At 71.1% G+C, this 19201-nt stretch carries 14 protein-coding genes; 10 read left to right on the forward strand and 4 right to left on the reverse strand.

Going from position 1 to position 19201, the window contains the following annotated elements:
• Positions 1–74: 74 nt before the first annotated feature.
• The 10 genes from ACGFNV_RS01165 to ACGFNV_RS01210 all read left to right on the forward strand — a co-directional run bounded on the left by ACGFNV_RS01165 (position 75) and on the right by ACGFNV_RS01210 (position 12501).
• Positions 75–2576, forward strand: a complete 2502-nt coding sequence (locus tag ACGFNV_RS01165; protein ID WP_393618375.1) for a PQQ-dependent sugar dehydrogenase — start codon at positions 75–77, stop codon at positions 2574–2576.
• Between the two features lie 12 nt (positions 2577–2588).
• On the forward strand, positions 2589–3935 hold the full coding sequence (locus ACGFNV_RS01170; protein ID WP_393618376.1) for a ThuA domain-containing protein: 1347 nt from the start codon (positions 2589–2591) through the stop codon (positions 3933–3935).
• 82 nt (positions 3936–4017) lie between these two features.
• On the forward strand, positions 4018–5178 hold the full coding sequence (locus ACGFNV_RS01175) for an inositol-3-phosphate synthase (RefSeq protein ID WP_393618378.1): 1161 nt from the start codon (positions 4018–4020) through the stop codon (positions 5176–5178).
• Complete coding sequence (locus ACGFNV_RS01180) at positions 5175–6137, forward strand: SCO3242 family prenyltransferase (protein WP_393618380.1); 963 nt, start codon at positions 5175–5177, stop codon at positions 6135–6137. Before ACGFNV_RS01175 ends, ACGFNV_RS01180 begins: the two co-directional genes overlap by 4 nt.
• Positions 6134–7156, forward strand: a complete 1023-nt coding sequence (locus ACGFNV_RS01185; protein ID WP_393618381.1) for a sugar phosphate isomerase/epimerase family protein — start codon at positions 6134–6136, stop codon at positions 7154–7156. Before ACGFNV_RS01180 ends, ACGFNV_RS01185 begins: the two co-directional genes overlap by 4 nt.
• Positions 7153–7953 (forward strand): EboA domain-containing protein, encoded by an 801-nt coding sequence (locus tag ACGFNV_RS01190; RefSeq protein ID WP_393618383.1) that lies wholly within the window; start codon positions 7153–7155, stop codon positions 7951–7953. The genes ACGFNV_RS01185 and ACGFNV_RS01190 overlap by 4 nt, the downstream gene beginning before the upstream one ends.
• The gene (locus tag ACGFNV_RS01195) at positions 7953–8801 is read left to right on the forward strand and encodes a TatD family hydrolase (protein WP_393618384.1); all 849 of its coding nucleotides are present in this window, start codon (positions 7953–7955) and stop codon (positions 8799–8801) included. The genes ACGFNV_RS01190 and ACGFNV_RS01195 overlap by 1 nt, the downstream gene beginning before the upstream one ends.
• A gap of 3 nt (positions 8802–8804) precedes the next feature.
• Positions 8805–10010 (forward strand): metabolite traffic protein EboE, encoded by a 1206-nt coding sequence (gene eboE, locus ACGFNV_RS01200; protein WP_393618385.1) that lies wholly within the window; start codon positions 8805–8807, stop codon positions 10008–10010.
• Entirely contained in the window at positions 10007–11395 is a 1389-nt protein-coding gene (locus ACGFNV_RS01205) for an alkaline phosphatase family protein (RefSeq protein ID WP_393618386.1), read from the forward strand. The genes eboE and ACGFNV_RS01205 overlap by 4 nt, the downstream gene beginning before the upstream one ends.
• A 59-nt stretch (positions 11396–11454) precedes the next feature.
• Complete coding sequence (locus ACGFNV_RS01210) at positions 11455–12501, forward strand: sugar phosphate isomerase/epimerase family protein (RefSeq protein WP_393618388.1); 1047 nt, start codon at positions 11455–11457, stop codon at positions 12499–12501.
• A gap of 93 nt (positions 12502–12594) precedes the next feature.
• Here the strand turns inward: ACGFNV_RS01210 and ACGFNV_RS01215 are convergent, their stop codons facing one another.
• The 4 genes from ACGFNV_RS01215 to ACGFNV_RS01230 all read right to left on the reverse strand — a co-directional run bounded on the left by ACGFNV_RS01215 (position 12595) and on the right by ACGFNV_RS01230 (position 19144).
• Positions 12595–13983 (reverse strand): OFA family MFS transporter, encoded by a 1389-nt coding sequence (locus tag ACGFNV_RS01215; protein WP_393618390.1) that lies wholly within the window; start codon positions 13981–13983, stop codon positions 12595–12597.
• Between the two features lie 78 nt (positions 13984–14061).
• Positions 14062–16206, reverse strand: a complete 2145-nt coding sequence (locus ACGFNV_RS01220) for an acetate--CoA ligase family protein (RefSeq protein ID WP_393619958.1) — start codon at positions 16204–16206, stop codon at positions 14062–14064.
• Between the two features lie 4 nt (positions 16207–16210).
• The gene (frc, locus tag ACGFNV_RS01225; RefSeq protein WP_393618392.1) at positions 16211–17452 is read right to left on the reverse strand and encodes a formyl-CoA transferase; all 1242 of its coding nucleotides are present in this window, start codon (positions 17450–17452) and stop codon (positions 16211–16213) included.
• A gap of 9 nt (positions 17453–17461) precedes the next feature.
• Positions 17462–19144: a thiamine pyrophosphate-binding protein gene (locus ACGFNV_RS01230; protein ID WP_393618393.1), complete on the reverse strand. Its 1683-nt coding sequence runs from the start codon at positions 19142–19144 to the stop codon at positions 17462–17464.
• Positions 19145–19201 lie beyond the last annotated feature (57 nt).

A 19201-nucleotide genomic window follows, 5' to 3' on the forward strand; every position in this document is an offset into this window, starting at 1 on the left:
TCAGCTCTCCGGGATGACGGCGCATCCCGGCGCACGCACCCGCCCGTACAACCGGCCCCTTCCTGGAGGCATCCGTGCACGGGAACGACCGCACCACCCGCACCGACCGAACGAAGACCCCCAGACGACGACGTCTGTCCTGGCGCAAGGCGGCCGCGCTGATCAGCGGCGCGCTGCTGGCGGGCGCGTCCCTCACCCTCACCTCACCCCCGGCCGGCGCAGCCGTCGCCGACCAGGGGTCCGCCGCCGCGGCCGAGGACTTCCAGCAGGTCACCCTCGCCAAGGGCGAGGCGGAGGTCGGCGAGCCCATGTCGCTCGCCGTCCTCCCCGACCGCTCCGTCCTGCACACCTCACGCGACGGCGAACTCCGCCTCACCGACGCCGCCGGAAACACCCGGCTCGCCGGCAAGCTCGACGTCTACTCCCACGACGAGGAGGGCCTCCAGGGCATCGGCGTCGACCCGGCCTTCGCGGAGAACCGTTTCATCTATCTCTACTACGCACCCCCGCTCAACACCCCCGCCGGCGACGCCCCCGAGACCGGCAGCGCGGCGGACTTCGCGCCCTTCGACGGCGTCAACCGCCTCTCCCGGTTCGTCCTGAAGACGGACGGGACGCTCGACACCGCCAGCGAGACGAAGATCCTCGACGTGCCGGCCTCCCGCGGCCTGTGCTGCCACGTCGGCGGCGACATCGACTTCGACGCGGCGGGCAACCTCTACCTGTCGACCGGCGACGACACCAACCCCTTCCAGTCGGACGGCTTCACCCCGATCGACGAACGCGCGAACCGCAACCCGGCCTTCGACGCCCAGCGCTCCTCCGGCAACACCAACGACCTGCGCGGCAAGATCCTGCGCATCAAGGTGAACGCCGACGGCTCGTACTCCGTCCCCGACGGCAACCTCTTCGCACCCGGCACCGAGAAGACCCGTCCCGAGATCTACGCGATGGGCTTCCGCAACCCCTTCCGCTTCAGTGTCGACAAGAAGACCGGCATCCTCTACGTCGGCGACTACGGCCCCGACGCGGGTGCCGCCGACCCGGCCCGAGGCCCCGCCGGCCAGGTCGAGTTCGCCCGCGTGACCGGCCCCGGCAACTTCGGCTGGCCGTACTGCACCGGCGCCAACGACCCCTACGTGGACTACGACTTCGCCACCGGCGCCTCGGGGGCCGCCTTCGACTGCGCCGCCCCGAAGAACACCTCGCCGAACAACACCGGCCTCACCGACCTGCCGCCGGCCCAGGCCGCCTGGATCCCGTACGACGGAGCATCCGTGCCCGAGTTCGGCAGCGGCTCCGAGTCCCCGATGGGCGGCCCGGTCTACCACTACGACGCCGCACTGGACTCGCCCGTGAAATTCCCCGAGGCCTACGACGGGGACTTCTTCGCCGGGGAGTTCGGCCGCCGCTGGATCAAGCGGATCACCAGCGACGCGAACGGCACCGTGCAGTCGATCAACGACATCCCGTGGACCGGCACCCAGATCATGGACATGGCCTTCGGCCCCGACGGCGCGCTGTACGTCCTCGACTACGGCGTCTCCTGGTTCGGCGGCGACGAGCACTCGGCCCTGTACCGCATCGAGAACGCCACCGACGGCCACTCCCCGGTACCGCAGGCGGCGGCCAGCCGCACCTCCGGGCAGGCCCCGCTGAAGGTGAGGTTCTCCTCCGAGGGCACCAGCGACCAGGACGGCGACACGCTCACGTACAGCTGGGACTTCGGCGACGGCGGCAAGTCGACCCGCACCGACCCCACGTACACGTACCGCAAGAACGGCACGTACACCGCGACCCTGACCACGAGGGACGCGACCGGCCGCACCGGCAGCGCCAGCGTGCAGATCGTCGTCGGCAACACCGCGCCCACGGTCGTGCTGGAGACACCGAAGGACGGGCAGCTGTTCAGCTTCGGCGACGCGATCCCCTTCAAGGTGAAGGTCACCGACCCGGAGGACCGACGCATCGACTGCTCCAAGGTCACGGTCACCTTCGTCCTCGGTCACGACAGCCACGGCCACCCGGTGACCTCCGCCCAGGGCTGCACCGGCACCCTCCAGACCAGCGCCGACGGCGGCCACGACGAGGACGCCAACATCTTCGGAGTCCTCGACGCCGAGTACACCGACGGCGGGGGCGGCGGCCAGGCCCCGCTCACCGCGCACGACCAGAACGTCGCCCAGCCCCGCCACCGCCAGGCCGAGCACTTCGGCGCCTCCTCCGGCGTCACCGTGGTCACGAAGGACACCGCGCACGGCGGGCGTACCGTCGGCGACATCGACAACGGCGACTGGATCTCCTTCACGCCGTACGTCCTGAACAACGCCACGCGGATCACCGCGCGCGTCTCCTCCGGCGGCGCGGGCGGCACGCTGGAGATCCGGGCCGGATCCCCGAAGGGCACCCTGCTCGGGAAGGCGACCGTACCGTCGACCGGCGGCTGGGAGAACTTCCAGGACGTCACTGCCGCCCTGTCCCGCGCACCGAGGGGCACGACCACGCTCCACCTGGTCTTCAAGGGCGGCTCGGGCGCCTTGTTCGACGTGGACGACTTCACCTTCACGACCGGCTGAGAGGAGGCTCCCATGCCCCGAAGAGGCCACCTGACCACCGCGGTCGCGGGAGCGGCGCTGCTCCTCGGAGCCGTCTCGCACCCGGCCGTCTCCCAGACCGATCACGACGGCAGGCGCGTGCTCGTCTTCTCCAAGACGGCCGGCTTCCGCCACGACTCGATCCCGGCCGGCATCGCCGCGGTACGGCAACTCGGCGAACGCGGCGGCTTCACCGTCGAGGCCACTGAGGACGCGAGCGCGTTCACGCCCGCCAACCTGCGCCGCTATGACGCGGTCGTGTTCCTGTCGACGACGGGAGACGTCCTCGACGCGGTCCAGCAGACCGCCTTCGAGCGCTACATCCGCCATGGCGGCGGTTACGTCGGCGTCCACGCCGCCGCCGACACCGAGTACGACTGGGCGTTCTACGGCGGCGTCGTCGGCGCCTACTTCCAGTCGCACCCGGCGATCCAGCAGGCCCAAATCAACGTCGAGGACCGGGCCCACCCGGCGACCTCGAGGCTGCCGCTGACCTGGGAACGCACCGACGAGTGGTACAACTACCGCTCCAATCCCCGGGACCGGGCCCACGTCCTGGCCTCGCTCGACGAGTCCTCGTACACCGGCGGCACCATGAACGGCGATCACCCGATCGCCTGGTGCCAGAACTACCGGGGCGGCCGCGCCTTCTACACGGGCGTCGGCCACACCGTCGAGTCGTACGCCGAACCCGCCGTCCTCGACCACCTGTGGGGCGGAATCCGCTGGGCGATCGGTGACACGCAGGCCGACTGCCGCCCGGAGAACGGCTATCGGCCGCTCTTCGACGGCACGGCCGCTTCGCTCGACGGCTGGAAGCAGGCCGGGCCGGGCTCTTTCACCCTCGGCGACGACGGCACGCTGACGTCGTCGGGCGGCATGGGCCTGCTGTGGTACGCCGACCGGAGCTTCGGGGGGTATTCCCTGAAGCTCGACTGGAGGGCGTCCGGTGCGTCCGGTGACGACAACTCCGGTGTGTTCGTGGGCTTCCCGCCCTCGAACGACCCGTGGTCGGCTGTGAACAACGGCTACGAGATCCAGATCGACGCCACGGACGTGCCCGAGAAGACCACCGGATCCGTCTACGGCTTCCAGTCCGCCGACCTCGACAAGCGCGACCGCGCGCTGAACCCGCCGGGGGAGTGGAACACGTACGAGATCCGCGTGGAGGGCGAACGGCTCCGCGTCTGGCTCAACGGTGTGAAGATCAACGACTTCACGAACACCGATCCGGCCCGGAGCCTGCGCGACGGACACCTCGGCATCCAGAACCACGGGGCCGGCGACCAGGTGTCCTTCCGCAACGTCCGGATCAAGGAACTGCCCGTCAGGGGCAACTGAGCGGCGGCGGGCGGGGGACGCCGGACCCCCGCCCGCCGTCCCCTTCCCGACCGTGTCGGTGCCCTCGACAAGGAGGCTGCTCATGTCCGTGCCCGTGTCCGTGTCCCTTTCCGCGTCCGTTTCCGCACCGCGCGTCGGTGTCTGGCTGATCGGGGCGCGCGGTTCCGTCGCCACCACCGTCGTCGCGGGATGCGCGGCCGTCACCGCGGGTCTGCACGCGCCGACCGGCCTGGTCACCGAGACACCCGAGTTCGCGGAGAGCGGCCTTCCGGCGCTGTCGTCCCTAGTCTTCGGCGGCCACGACACGGTGGACTGCCCCCTGCCCAAACGGGCGGAGGAACTGGCGGCCGGCGGCGTGCTGCCACCCGGCCTGCCGTCCGCCGTCGCCGCCGAACTCGACGCGGCGGAGCGGGAGATCAGGCCGGGAGGACCCGCCCCGGGCGACACCCGGGGCGCGGAGGAGCTGATCACCACCTTCGCGTCCGACCTACGGGACTTCGTACGACGGCGGGGTCTGGCGCGAGCGGTGGTGGTGAACGTGGCCTCCACCGAGCCGTCGCCGACCTCGGGCGCGCTCCCACCGAGCTCGCTGTACGCGGCGGCAGCCCTGCGCGTCGGCTGTCCGTACATCAACTTCACCCCCTCGACGGGCCTGCACCACCCCGCCCTCGCGTCCGCCGTCGCATCGAGCGGCCTGCCGTACGCCGGCCGCGACGGCAAGACCGGCCAGACGCTGCTGCGCTCCGTCCTCGGCCCGATGTTCACCCACCGCGCCCTCGCGGTCCGGGCCTGGTCCGGCACCAACCTGCTGGGCGGCGGCGACGGCGCGGCCCTGGCCGACCCGGCCGCCGCGGCCGCGAAGAACGCGGGCAAGGAACGTGTCCTCACCGACACCCTCGCCGTCGCCCCCGAGGGCCAGGTCCACATCGACGACGTACCGGCGCTCGGCGAGTGGAAGACGGCCTGGGACCACATCGCCTTCGACGGCTTCCTCGGCACCCGCATGATCCTCCAGACCACCTGGCAGGGCTGCGACTCGTCCCTGGCCGCGCCCCTCGTCCTCGACCTCGCCCGCCTGACCTCCCGCGCCCACGAGGCAGGCCTCTCCGGCCCCCTCACCGACCTGGGCTTCTTCTTCAAGGACCCGGTGGGGGACGGTCCGGCGGCCCTGGGAGAGCAGTACGCGGCACTGGTCGGCCTCGCGCGCCGGCTGAGGGACGCCGGCGCGGGGGAGGAGGAGTGAGGCGGGACAGCAGGGGCGTCGACGTGTCCCCGGCGCGGGGCGACCGCAGGCGACACCGCCGTCGCGCCTGGGCCGAACTCCTCCGTCTCCCCGCACTGTTCACCGTCCCCGGCGACGCACTGGCAGGCGCCGCGGCGACCGCCACGCGCCCCAATTCCCGTACCCTGCTCGCCATCGGTTCCTCCCTGTGTCTCTACGAGGCCGGTATGGCCCTCAACGACTGGGCCGACCGTGCGGAGGACGCCGCCGAGCGCCCACACCGCCCCCTCCCGTCCGGTCGTGTCCGTCCCTCCGCGGCCCTGACGGCGGCCTGTGCCCTCACGGTGAGCGGACTGGCCCTCGCGGCCCGCGCCGGACGCCCGGCACTCGCGGTCGCCGCACCGCTCGCGGCCACCGTCTGGGCGTACGACCTCGCCCTGAAGCACACGCCCGCCGGCCCGGCGGCCATGGCCGCCGCGCGCGCCCTGGACCTCCTCCTCGGCGCGGCGGCCACCACCGGCCACACCCGCGAGGCACTCCCGTCGGCCGGCCTCCTGGGCACCCACACCCTCGCGGTCACCGCCGTCTCCCGGCACGAGACCCGAGGCGGCTCGGCACAGACCCCGTTGGCGGCCCTCACCGCGACCGCCCTGCTGACCGGACTCCTGCCCCGGCTGAGCCGACGAGCCTCCGTACGCCGACCGCCGGGGCCCGGCAGCCGTCTCGCACAGCCCGTCGCCGGCGCCCTGGGCGCGGCCCTCGGTGCCGTCTACGCCACGACAGCCGGGCGCCCGTACTTCCACGCCGCCCTCAACCCGTCACCGCCTCTCACCCAACGGGCCGTGGGCGGCGGCATCCGCGCCACGATCCCGTTCCAGGCGGCGCTCGCCGCGCGCTCCGGGGCCGGCGTCACCGCTCTGCTCGTCGCGGCCCTCGGCCCGGTCGCCGGCCGATACGCGAGGAAGGTGAGCGTCACATGAGCCCTCGGTCCTCCAGCCGGGCCGTCCCCCTGAACAGCCCCCTTCGCTTCGGCTACGGCACCAACGGCCTCGCCGACGTCCGCCTCGACGACGCCCTCGCCCTCCTCGCCGACCTCGGCTACGACGGTGTCGGTCTGACCCTCGACCACATGCACCTCGACCCGCTCGCCCCGGACCTCGCCACCCGCACGCGGCGTCTCGCCCACCGGCTGGACGAGCTCGGTCTCGAGGTCACCGTCGAGACAGGCGCCCGCTATGTCCTGGATCCGCGCCGCAAACACGGACCCTCCCTCCTCGACCCCGACCCGGACGACCGAGGCCGCCGCGTCGACCTGTTGACCCGTGCCGTCCAGGTCGCCGCCGACCTCGGCGCGCACGCCGTGCACTGCTTCAGCGGCGCCGTTCCGCCGGACACCGACGAGGACACGGCCTGGAAGCGGCTGGCCGAGTCCCTGACCCCTGTCCTGGACGCCGCCACCAGCGCCGGCATCCCGCTCGCCGTCGAACCCGAACCGGGTCACCTCCTCGCCTCCCTCGCCGACTTCCACCGCCTGCGCCGAGCCCTCGGCGACCCGGACCACCTCGGTCTCACACTCGACATCGGCCACTGCCGGTGCCTCGAACCCCTCTCTCCCGCCGCCTGTGTACGCGCCGCCGCGCCTTGGCTGCGCCACGTCCAGATCGAGGACATGCGCCGTGGCGTGCACGAACACCTCCCTTTCGGAGACGGGGACATCGACTTCCCACCTGTCCTGGCCGCCCTCGTCGCCGTCGGCTACCAGGGCCTGACCGTCGTCGAACTGCCCCGCCACTCCCACGCCGGACCTCACTTCGCCGAACTCTCCCTCCCCTTCCTCCGACAGGCGGCCGCCCCACCCACCGCACCTCCCCGCCCCCGGGCACAGACGGACACCCCGCCTACGCCCCCAGGGACCACCGCACCGACCGGACCACCGGCAGCACCGCCCGCCCCACCCCCAGGCGAGCCCTCCGCCACCCCAGAAGGGAACCCCTCATGACGCGCCCGCACGCGGCCCACCCGGCCTGCCGCCCGGCCGACTCGACGGACCCGAACCCCGGGTCACCCTCCTCCCAGGCGTCCACCTCCGGAGCGCCCACACCCGCCCCCGGCGTCGATGCCCCCGCCCCAGCTTCCGCACCCGCCCTCGCCCACACCCCCCTCCCCAAGGTGCGCGCCCACCTGGACGCCACCCTCGGCGCCCCCGCCCGCACCTGGCTCGGCCGGGCTCTCGACGAGGCCGCCGCCCACCCCGGTCTCCACGGGCCCATCTCCGTGTGGGAGCTGCGTCTCGCCGAGGCAGGGCGCCGATGCGGTGCGGAACACGCCGACGCCGTGCGCGTCCTCATCCTGCACGCCGCCCGGGCCGATCCGACCGCGCTGACCCGGGTCTACTTCCAGGGCACCGCGGCCGAACGCCGCGCCGTCCTCCAGGCCCTGCCCCACCTGGTGCCGGGCCCCGACGCCCTCCCGCTCGTCGAGGACGCCCTGCGCACCAACGACACCCGCCTCGTGGCCGCCGCCCTCGGCCCCTACGGCGCCCGGCACCTCGACGCCCACGCCTGGCGTCATGCCGTTCTGAAGTGCCTCTTCACCGGTGTCCCCGTCGGCGAGGTGACCGACCTCGACCGCCGCGCCCGCGCCGACCCCGAACTGGCCCGCATGCTCGACGACTATGCCGCCGAACGCACCGCCGCCGACCGCCCCGTCCCCGCGGACCTGCACCGCGTCCTCACCCTCACCCGGTCCGCGCCGGCCGAGCCCCGCACGGACCGCTCCCACGGCGAGGAGTCCTGATGCGCATCTTCGACCCCCACATCCACATGACGTCCCGGACCACCGACGACTACGAGGCCATGCACGCCGCGGGCGTCCGCGCCGTGGTCGAGCCCTCCTTCTGGCTCGGCCAGCCACGCACCTCGCCCGCCTCCTTCCTCGACTACTTCGACTCCCTCCTGGGCTGGGAGCCGTTCCGCGCCGCCCAGCACGGCATCGCCCACCACTGCACGCTCGCCCTCAACCCGAAGGAGGCCAACGACCCGCGCTGCGTCCCCGTCCTCGACGAACTGCCCCGGTATCTCGTCAAGGACCACGTCGTGGCCGTCGGCGAGATCGGCTACGACTCGATGACGCCCGCCGAGGACACGGCGCTCGCCACCCAGCTCCAGCTCGCCGCCGACCACGGCCTGCCCGCGCTCGTCCACACCCCGCACCGCGACAAGCTCGCGGGACTGCGCCGCACCCTCGACGTCGTCCGCGAGTCCGCGCTGCCCCCGGAGCGGGTGCTGGTCGACCACCTCAACGAGACCACCGTCAAGGAGGCCAGGGACAGCGGCTGCTGGCTGGGCTTCTCCGTCTATCCCGACACCAAGATGGACGAGCGGCGGATGGTGGCGATCCTCCAGGCCTTCGGGTCGGAACGGGTCCTGGTGAATTCCGCCGCCGACTGGGGCAGGAGCGATCCCCTCAAGACCCGCAAGGTCGGTGACCTGATGCTGGCGGAGGGCTTCAGCGACGACGACGTGGACCAGGTGCTGTGGCGCAACCCCGTCGCCTTCTACGGCCTCAGTGGCCGTCTCCACCTGGACGTCGGCGCCCCCGACGCCACCCACGAGGGCAACTCCCTTCTGCGCGGAGTGGAGTGAGCGATGCGCTTCCGCCACCCCGACGGCACCACCGTCCACCTCGCCTACTGCACCAACGTGCACCCCGCCGAAACCCTCGACGGCGTTCTCGCCCAGCTCCGCGACCACTGCGAGCCGGTCCGCCGGCGCCTGGGCCGCGACCGCCTCGGCATCGGCCTGTGGCTCGCCAGGGACGCGGCCCACACCCTCGTCAGCGACCCGTCCGCGCTGCGCGGTCTGCGCACCGAGCTCGACCGGCGCGGCCTGGAGGTCGTCACCCTCAACGGCTTCCCCTACGAGGGATTCGGCGCCGAGAAGGTCAAGTACCGCGTGTACAAGCCGGACTGGGCCGACCCGGAACGCCTCGACCACACCACCTCCCTGGCCCGTGTCCTCGCCGGGCTCCTCCCGGACGACGTCACCGAGGGCAGCGTCTCCACCCTGCCCCTCGCCTGGCGCACCGCCCAGGACCCCAGCCGCGCCGACGCCGCACTCGCCGCGCTGCGCGCCCTCGCCGAACGCCTCGACGCCCTCGCCGAGCTGACCGGCCGTTCCATCCGGGTCGGCCTGGAACCGGAACCCGGCTGTGTCGTCGAGACCACCGGCGACGCCATCGCCCCGCTCACCGCGATCGACCACGACCGCATCGGCGTCTGTGTCGACACCTGCCACCTCGCCACCTCCTTCGAAGATCCGCACACCGCCCTGGACGCGCTCACCCGAGCCGACGTCCCCATCGTCAAGTCCCAGCTCTCGGCCGCCCTGCACGCCGAGCACCCTCACCTCCCCGATGTCCGCGAGGCCCTCGCCACCTTCGACGAACCCCGCTTCCTGCACCAGACCCGCGCGTCCCCCGCTCTCAACCCCGTTCGAGCGGGAGGGGCCCCCATCGCCGCCGGTCTGCGCGGCACCGACGACCTGGGCGAGGCGCTCAAGGGTGACGCCCTGCCCGACGCCACACCCTGGCGCGCCCATTTCCACGTCCCACTGCACGCGGCCCCCGCCGCGCCCCTCACCTCCACGCTCCCCGTGCTGCAGGCCGCGCTGACCCGGCTCGTCGGCGGCCCGCACCCGCTCACCCGCCATCTGGAGGTCGAGACCTACACCTGGCAGGCACTCCCACCCGAGCTGCGCCCCCGTGCCCGCGCTCAGCTGACCGACGGCATCGCCGCCGAACTCTCCCTGGCCCGCGACCTGTTGACCGACCTCGGCCTGAAGGAGCTGCCATGAGTCCCACCCCGGGCCCCACCCCTCTCCTCGTCATGGACGTCGTCGGCCTCACCCCCCGTCTCCTCGACCACATGCCTCACCTCAAGGCCCTCGCCCGGTCTGGCTCCCAGGCACCGCTCGGCACCGTCCTGCCCGCCGTCACCTGTGCCGCCCAGTCGACCTTCCTCACCGGCACCCTCCCGTCGGAGCACGGCATCGTCGGCAACGGCTGGTACTTCCGCGAGCTCGGCGACGTACTGCTGTGGCGGCAGCACAACGGCCTGGTCACCGGCGACAAGCTGTGGGACGCGGCCCATCGGGCGCACCCCGGCTACACGGTCGCCAACATCTGCTGGTGGTACGCCATGGGCGCCGACACCGACATCACCGTCACCCCCCGTCCGATCTACTACGCCGACGGCCGCAAGGAACCCGACTGCTACACCAGGCCCCCGGCCCTGCACGACGAACTCATCGCGCGGCTCGGCACCTTTCCGCTCTTCCACTTCTGGGGCCCTGGGGCCGACCTCGTCTCCAGTAGCTGGATCATCGACGCGACCCGGCACATCATCCGCACCCGCCACCCCGACCTGACGCTCTGCTACCTCCCTCACCTCGACTACGACCTGCAGCGCTTCGGCCCCGACGACCCGCGCTCCCTGAAGGCGGCGGCCGACCTGGACGCGGCCCTCGCCCCGCTCCTCGACGACGCCCGCACCGAGGGCCGTACCGTCGTCGCGCTGTCCGAGTACGGCATCACCCGTGTGAGCAGGCCCGTGGACATCAACCGGGCCCTGCGCCGCGCCGGACTGCTCGAGGTGCACACGCAGGACGGCATGGAGTACCTGGACCCGATGGCGTCCCGCGCCTTCGCGGTCGCCGACCACCAGATCGCCCACGTCTATGTGCGCCGCCCCGAGGACCTCGACGCCACCCGGGCCGCGCTCGCCGACCTGCCCGGCATCGAGCGACTCCTCGACGACGAGGGCAAGAAGGAGCACCATCTCGACCACCCGCGCTCCGGCGAACTGGTCGCCGTCGCGGAACCGGACGCCTGGTTCACGTACTACTACTGGCTCGACGACGCCCACGCGCCCGACTTCGCGCGGCTCGTCGAGATCCACCGCAAACCCGGCTACGACCCGGTCGAGCTCTTCATGGATCCGCTCGACCCGTATGTGAAGGTCAAGGCGGCCGCGGCGCTCGCGCGCAAGAAGCTCGGCATGCGTTACCGCATGGCGGTCGTGCCCCTGGACGCCTCACCTATTCGCGGCAGCCACGGCCGCCTTCCGGCGAGCGACGACGACGGTCCGCTCCTCATCTGCTCCACCCCCCGTGCTGTCGGCGGCCGTGTCGCGGCCACCGACGTGAAGTCTCTCCTGCTCCGACTGGCCGGTCTGTCCTGACTGGTCACAAGTGAAGCACTCACCACTGACAACGGCCCCAGATCCCGAGGAGTTCCAGCATGAGCCGCACCTTCCGGTCCGACCCCGAACTCACCCACCGGCTCACCAGACGAGGCATGCTCGGCGTGGCCGCCGGCGCCTCCGCCGCCGCCCTGCTGGGCGCCGCCGCGAGCCCCGCCACCGCCGCCGACGGCACGGACACCGCGAGCGCGCCGGCGGGCCGCGGCCGCCCCGTCCTGCCATCCGGCCGGCTCGGCATCCAGCTCTACAGCCTGCGCGACAAGGTCTCCACGCTCGGCTTCGCCCCCGTCTTCGCCGAACTGGAGAAGTACGGCTACGACGAGGTGGAGTTCGCCGGCTACACCCAGGGCTCCGCGGGCCCCATCACCCTCGCCCAGCTCAAGCGGCTGGCGAGGAATCACGGCCTGAACCCGATCGGCAGCCACGTCGGCTACTACTCCAGCGACCCGGCCGCCTACACCTTCGCGCAGAACCTCACCAAGGTCCTCGACGACGCCGAGGCGCTCGGCCTCAAGCACATCGGCACCGCCTCCGGACCGTTCCGCTACGGCTCGACCGTCGACGCGTGGAAGCGCGCGGCCGAGGAGTTCAACACCTACGGCGCGGCGGCCCGGGCGCGCGGCATGAAGTTCTACCAGCACAACCACTCCGAGGAGTTCTCCTTCGCCACCGACAACCCCAAGGTGCGGCTGTACGACGTGCTGCTCGCCGAGACCGACCCCGACCTGGTCTTCCTGGAGATGGACATCTTCTGGGCGTACTCGGGCCAGTTCCGCTTCTCGAAGCGGCCCGACGGCACGCCCGCGCCCTTCGAACCGCTGAACTACGTCCTCAGGCAGCCGCACCGTTACCCGCTCTTCCACGTGAAGGACGGCGTGAGCGATCCGGCGAACCAGTACGGCTACCGCATGACCGACGTCGGCGACGGCGACATCGACTACCAGCGGTTCATCTCCGCTGTCACCCGGCTGCGCGGCGAGCGCATGGCGCACCACTGGCAGGCCGAGCACGACAACCCGACCGAGTCGTTCACCTTCGCGCGGCGTTCGAGTGAGCACCTGCACTCGCTGCGCGAGAGGTGCTGAGCCGCACGCGCGCGTGAGGCGGCCCTCCCCGCGTCGGATTCCGGGGAGGGCCGCCTCATGAACGGGGCGCGACCGGATCAGCCGGCCGTCATGTCACGCCATCTCCTCACCGAAGGGCTGTGGGTTGGGGACGACTCCCCGGGCCTTCGGCCTGCCCGGAGCCTTCAGGAAGAGCGCCAGCACCGCGGAGGCCAGCCCTATGGAGCCCGCCATGACGAAGGCGCCCTCGTAGTCCCACGCGTCGACCACGACCTTCCCCACGCCTGATCCCACGAGCCCCGAGATCAGCTTCGAGCTGTAGACGATGCCGTAGTTGCTGGCGTTGTTGTTCTCGCCGAAGTAGTCCGCCGTCATGGCGGCGAACAGCGGGAAGATCGCCCCGCCGCCGAATCCGGAGACCATCGAGCAGAACAGGAAGAACGGCATGCTGCCCATCCGGCCGGAGACCAGCACGCCGAACTGCGCGGTGCCCAGCACGAGGCAGACGATGATCAGCGTGTTGCGACGTCCGCAGCGGTCGGATATCCAGCCGATCACACCGCGCCCGGTGCCGTTGACGATGGCCTTCAGGGACATCGCCGTGGCCACGATGCCGCCCGCGAAGCCCATGTCCTTGCCGAACGGCACCTGGAAGGCGATGCCGAAGATGTTGATGCCGGCCGTGCACAGCAGACAGAACCACATCAGCCACAGGACGGGCGTCCGCGCGGCCTCTCCCGGGGTGTACTGCTGGACCGCAGGCGGGTTCTTCTCCAGCGCCCGGCGGACCTTCGGGTCGTCGGCCGCCGTGAGCGGATCCACGTGCGCGGGCCACCAGTTCTTGGGCGGGTCCCTGAAGAACCAGCCCGCCGTGGCCACCACCACGCACAGCCCGACGCCCACCGTCACCAGGACGCCCTGGTAGTTGCCCAGGTCCATGTACGAGGTGAACAGGAACACGAAGGGCACGGAGCCGTAGGCGAACCCTCCGTTGACGAAGCCCGTCTTGCCGCCCTTGCGCTCCGGATACCACTTGCCGACCATGTTCACGCAGGTCGCGTAGACGAGACCGGCCCCGATGCCGCTGCACATGCCGAAGCCGAAGTACGCGACGAGCACGTTCGGCGCGTACGCCAGTGACAGATAGCCCAGCAGCGTGCCCACCGCGCCGATCAGCATGGCCGTACGGGCGGGCAGCCTGCCGCTCTCCCGCAGCTGTCCGGCCGGGAAGGCCACGGCCGCCTGGAAGAACACCCAGACGCCCATCAGCCAGAAGATGTGTCCGTCGCTCCACAGGTGAGCCTCGTGGAGCGTGTCCTCCGCCGACGTGAACGCGTACTCGGCGGAGCTGATGCCCATCATGCCCACCCAGGGCAGGATGACCATCCACCTGCGTTTGCGGCCCATGACGTCCAAGTCGGACTCGCCGATCCGGTACACGCGGCCGTTGCGGTCCGTCACCTCCCGGTAGGGGACGGACGTGGAGTAGTCGGTGGTTGTCATGTCGTGTCGCACCCCTTGCGTCGAAAGAACTGGCCAGCGCCCCCTGTCCCGTGCCTTTCGTGCGCGCTCGGGCTCACCTCATGAGCCGCCCCCCAACACCCCGGCCGCCCGCGCCCAGCGGTACTTCGCGCCGAGCACGGCCACCGGCTTCTCCGTCGTGTACGGGTACGCCACGACCCCCCGCTCGAACAGGTACTGGCAGGCCTCCTCGACCTCGACGTCACCCGCGAGGGACGCCACCACGGGCTTCTCGATGCCGCGTTCGCGGAAATCGGCCACCACGCGCGCGGTGAGCTCGGCGAAGACCATGGGAGGGGTCACGATGGTGTGCCAGTAGCCGAGGACGAGCGCGTGGATGCGAGGATCCTCCAGACCGAGCCGGATCGTCGCCTCGTACGTCGACGGCGGCTCACCCCCGGTGATGTCCACCGGGTTGCCCGCGGCCCCGAACGGCGGGATGAACTTCCGGAAGGCCTCGTCCAGGTCGGCCGGGATCTCCATCAGGGACAGGCCGTTGTCGGTGACCGCGTCGGACAGCAGCACACCGCTGCCGCCGGCCCCGGTGATGATCACGACGTTGTCCCCGCGCGGGGTGGGCAGCACCGGCAACGCGCGCGCGTACTCCAGCATGTCGTTCAGACCCGGCGCCCTGATGACACCGGCCTGCCGGAGGATGTCGTCGTACACCGCGTCGTCGCCCGCGAGGGCACCGGTGTGCGAACCTGCCGCCTTGGCGCCCGCCGCCGTACGCCCCGCCTTCAGCACGACGACCGGCTTCTTCGGCACGGTCGCGCGCGCGGCCTCCACGAAGGCGCGCCCGTCCTTGAGGTCCTCCAGGTGCATCGCGATGCACTCGGTGTGCGGGTCCTCACCGAACCACGTCAGCAGGTCGTCCTCGTCCAGGTCCGACTTGTTGCCGAGGCCGACGATCGCCGAAACGCCGGTCTTCGTGGCCCGCGCGAAGCCCAGGATGGCCATCCCGATGCCGCCGGACTGCGAGGTGAGCGCCACCCCGCCCTTGACGTCGTACGGCGTGCAGAACGTGGCGCACAGGTCCTGCCAGGTCGAGTAGTAGCCGTAGATGTTCGGCCCGAGCAGACGGACGCCGTGCCGCTCGGCGATCGCCACGATCTCCTCCTGGAGGGCGTGCTCGCCGGTCTCCGCGAACCCGGAGGGGATCAGCACCGCGTTGGGGATCTTCTTGCGTCCCACCTCCTCCAGGGCCGCGGCCACGAACTTGGCGGGGATCGCGAAGACCGCCACATCCACCTCTCCGGGAACGTCCGTGACATTCTTGTACGCCTTGCGGCCCAGAATGTCATCGGCCCGGGGGTTCACCGGATGGATGTCCCCGGCGAAACCGCCGTCGACGAGGTTGCGCATCACCGAGTTGCCGATCTTGCCCTGCTCGTTGGACGCGCCGATCACGGCGACCGAACTCGGCTTCATCAACCGGCGCATCGAGGTGAGTATCTCCTCGCGCGTGTAGCGGCGGCGCGGCTTGACGGGAGTCTCGGAGAGGATCACGCGGATGTCGGCGGCGACGGCCCCCTCCGCCGTGGCGATCACCGGGTTGAGGTCCACCTCGGCGATCTCCGGGAAGTCGGCGACCAGTTGCGACACGCGCCGGATCTGTTCGACGACCGCCCACCGGTCCACGCCGGCCTGCCCGCGCACCCCGCGCAGCACCTCGGCCGCCCGGATCGAGTCCAGCATCGAAAGGGCCTCGTCGGCGGAGACGGGAGCGAGCCGGAAGGTGACGTCCTTGAGCACCTCGACGAGCACCCCGCCGAGCCCGAACGCCACGACCTTCCCGAACGTCGGGTCGGTGACCGCGCCGACGATGACCTCCTGCCCCTTCGGCAGCAACTCCTGCACCTGCACGCCCTCGATGCGGGCCCCCGCGTCGTACGCGCGCGCGTTCTCGATGATTCCGTGGAACGCGGCCCGCACGTCAGCCGCTCCCTCGACTCCGACGATCACCCCGCCGGCATCGGTCTTGTGCAGGATGTCCGGCGAGACGATCTTCATCACGACGGGCCCGCCGAAACGCGCCGCGTACGACACCGCCTCCTCGACGTCCCGCGCCAACTCCTCGCCCGGTACGGCGATCCCGTACGCGTCGGCGACCACCTTGCCCTCGGGAGCGGTCAGCGCCGTCCGCCCCTCGGCCCGTACGGCCTCGAGAAGCGACCGCACCCTCAGCACCCGGTCTTCGGCCATCACGTCAGATCACTCCGTTCGACTTCAGCAGGCGCAGCTCCTCGTCGCCGAGGCCGAGCTCGCCGACGTAGATCTCCTCGTTGTGCTCACCGAGCAGCGGCGAGGTGGTCACGTCGACGGGGGAGTCGGAGAGCTTGAGGGGGCTGCCCACGGTCACGAACTCGCCCCGCTGCGGATGGGGCACGGTGACGACCATGTCGTTGGCGACCAGCGACCGGTCCTCGATGATCTCCCTGGTGGACAGGATCGGCCCGCACGGGATGTTGTGCGCGTTCAGCCGCTCCAGCACCTCCCACTTGGGCAGCGTCGACGACCACTCCTCGATCAGCTGGAACATCTTGGTGAGCTTGGGCAGGCGGGCCCGGGGTGTCGCCCACTCGGGGTCGTCGGCCAGCTCCGGCCGGCCGATGAGCTCGCTGATCGGCTGCCAGCCGACCGGTTGCACGATGACGTACACGTAGTCGTTCGGGCCGCCCGGAGCGCACTTGACCGCCCAGCCCGGCTGGCCGCCGCCGGACGCGTTTCCCGAACGGGGAACCTCGTCGCCGAAGTCGTCGTTGGGATATTCAGCGAGCGGGCCGTGTGCCAGGCGCTGCTGGTCGCGCAACTTCACCCGGCAGAGGTTGAGCACAGCGTGCTGCATGGCCACGTTCACCCGCTGCCCGCGCCCGGTGTGCTCCCGCTGGTACAGCGCCGCGAGGATGCCCGCCACGGCGTGGACGCCCGTGCCCGAGTCCCCGATCTGGGCTCCCGTCGCCAGCGGCGGCCCGTCCTCGAAACCGGTGGTCGACATCGCCCCGCCCATGGCCTGAGCGACGACCTCGTACGCCTTGAAGCCGGTGTACGGGCCGTCCCCGAACCCCTTGATGGAGGCATAGACGATCCGTGGATTGATCTCCTGGATGCGGTCCCAGGTGAAGCCCATACGGTCGACCGCGCCCGGTCCGAAGTTCTCGACCATGACGTCCGAGCGCCGGATCAGCTCGGTGAGGATGTCCTTGCCGCGTTCGGTCTTGGTGTTGAGGGTGATGCTCCGCTTGTTGCAGTTGAGCATCGTGAAGTAGAGGGAGTCGACGTCCGGGAGGTCGCGCAACTGCTTGCGCGTGATGTCACCGGTCGGCGCCTCCAGCTTGATGACGTCCGCGCCGAGCCAGGCGAGGAGCTGGGTCGCGGACGGCCCGGACTGGACGTGTGTCATGTCCAGCACGCGGATGCCGTCGAGTGCCTTGGTGGGCGTTCCAGTCATGGGGCCACCTCACTTGTACATGGTCTGGTTCATGGTTCCGGGGGCGTACGCGTCGGGGTCCACCCATACGTTGATCAGCGAGGGCTTCCCGGACTCGCGGGCACGCCGCAGCGCGGGGCCGATGTCGGCGGGGTCACGGACCTCCTCGCCGTAACCTCCCAGCATCTGGGCGAACTTGTCGTAGTGGACGTCACCGAGAGTGTTGCCGACCCGCTCGCGTTCCTGGCCGTACTTCTGGGCCTGGCCGTAGCGGATCTGGTTCATGGAGGAGTTGTTGCCGACGATGCCGACGAAGGGGAGGTCGTAGCGGACGAGGGTCTCGAAGTCCCAGCCCGTGAGGGAGAACGCCCCGTCGCCGAAGAGCGCGACGACCTCCTTGTCGGGCCGCGCCTGCTTGGCCGCGAGCACGAACGGGACGCCGACGCCGAGGGTGCCGAGGGGACCCGGGTCCATCCAGTGCCCGGGCGACTTGGGTTGCACGACCTGACCGGAGAACGTGACGATGTCACCGCCGTCACCGATGTAGATCGAGTCCTCGGTGAGGAAGTCGTTGATCTCGCTGACCAGGCGGTAGGGGTGGATCGGTGAGGCGTCCGACCTCAGGCTCGGCAGCCGCTTCTCGATCGCGGTCTGCTCGGCGGCGCGCAGTTCGTCGAGCCACTCCTTGCGCTTCGACGCGCCCCCGTTCAGGCGGCCGGAGGCGTCCTCGGTCACCGACTTCAGCACCAGTCCGGCGTCGCCGACGATGCCGAGGTCGATGTCGCGGTTCTTGCCGACGGTCCGGTAGTCGAGGTCGATCTGCACGACGGTCGCGTCAGGGGAGAGCCGTTTGCCGTAGCCCATGCGGAAGTCGAAGGGCGTGCCGACGATGACGATCACGTCGGCGTGGGAGAAGGCGTAGCGGCGCGACAGCTGGAAGTGGTGCGGGTCGCCGGGCGGCAGGGTGCCGCGGCCCGCTCCGTTCATGTACGCGGGGATGTTCAGCGTGCGCACCAACTCGACGGCGGCCTCGGTACCGCGGGTGGTCCACACCTGACTGCCCAGCAGGATGGCCGGTTTCTCGGCGTGTACGAGCAGGTCGGCGAGTTTCACGATCGCCTCGGGATCGCCGGGGGAGCGGGTCGAGGCGCGGTAGGCGCCGGTCTTCGGCACCCGCGCCTTGGCCGTCGGCACCTTGGCGTCGAGGACATCGCGCGGGATCTCCAGGAAGGAGGGGCCCGGGGCGCCGTGATAGCACTCGCGGAACGCCATGGACACCATGTCCGCCGCCCGGGCCGTGTCGGGCACGGCCGCCGCGAACTTGGTGATCGGCGCCATCATGTCGACGTGCGGCAGGTCCTGGAGGGACCCCATCTTGTGCTGGATGAGGGCCCCCTGACCGCCGATCAGCAGCATCGGGGACTCCGCCCGGAAGGCGTTGGCGACACCGGTGACGGCGTCGGTCGTACCGGGCCCCGCCGTGACGACCGCGCAACCGGGCTTGCCGGTGATGCGCGCGTAGCCGTCGGCGGCGTGGGCGGCGACCTGCTCGTGGCGCACGTCGACGACTTCTATGCCCTCGTCGACGCAGCCGTCGTAGATGTCGATGATGTGGCCGCCGCACAGGGTGTAGATGCGGTCGACCCCCTCGGCCTTCAGCGCCTTGGCAACGAGATGACCACCGGAGATGACGTCCTGGGTGTCGTCGGGCATGGCGAAGTCCTGTCCCTTCGTAGGGGGTTGGGAGGCTCTCGCAGTACATTGCATACA

The organism is Streptomyces sp. NPDC048751, from assembly GCF_043198595.1.
Classification (GTDB): Bacteria; Actinomycetota; Actinomycetes; order Streptomycetales; family Streptomycetaceae; genus Streptomyces.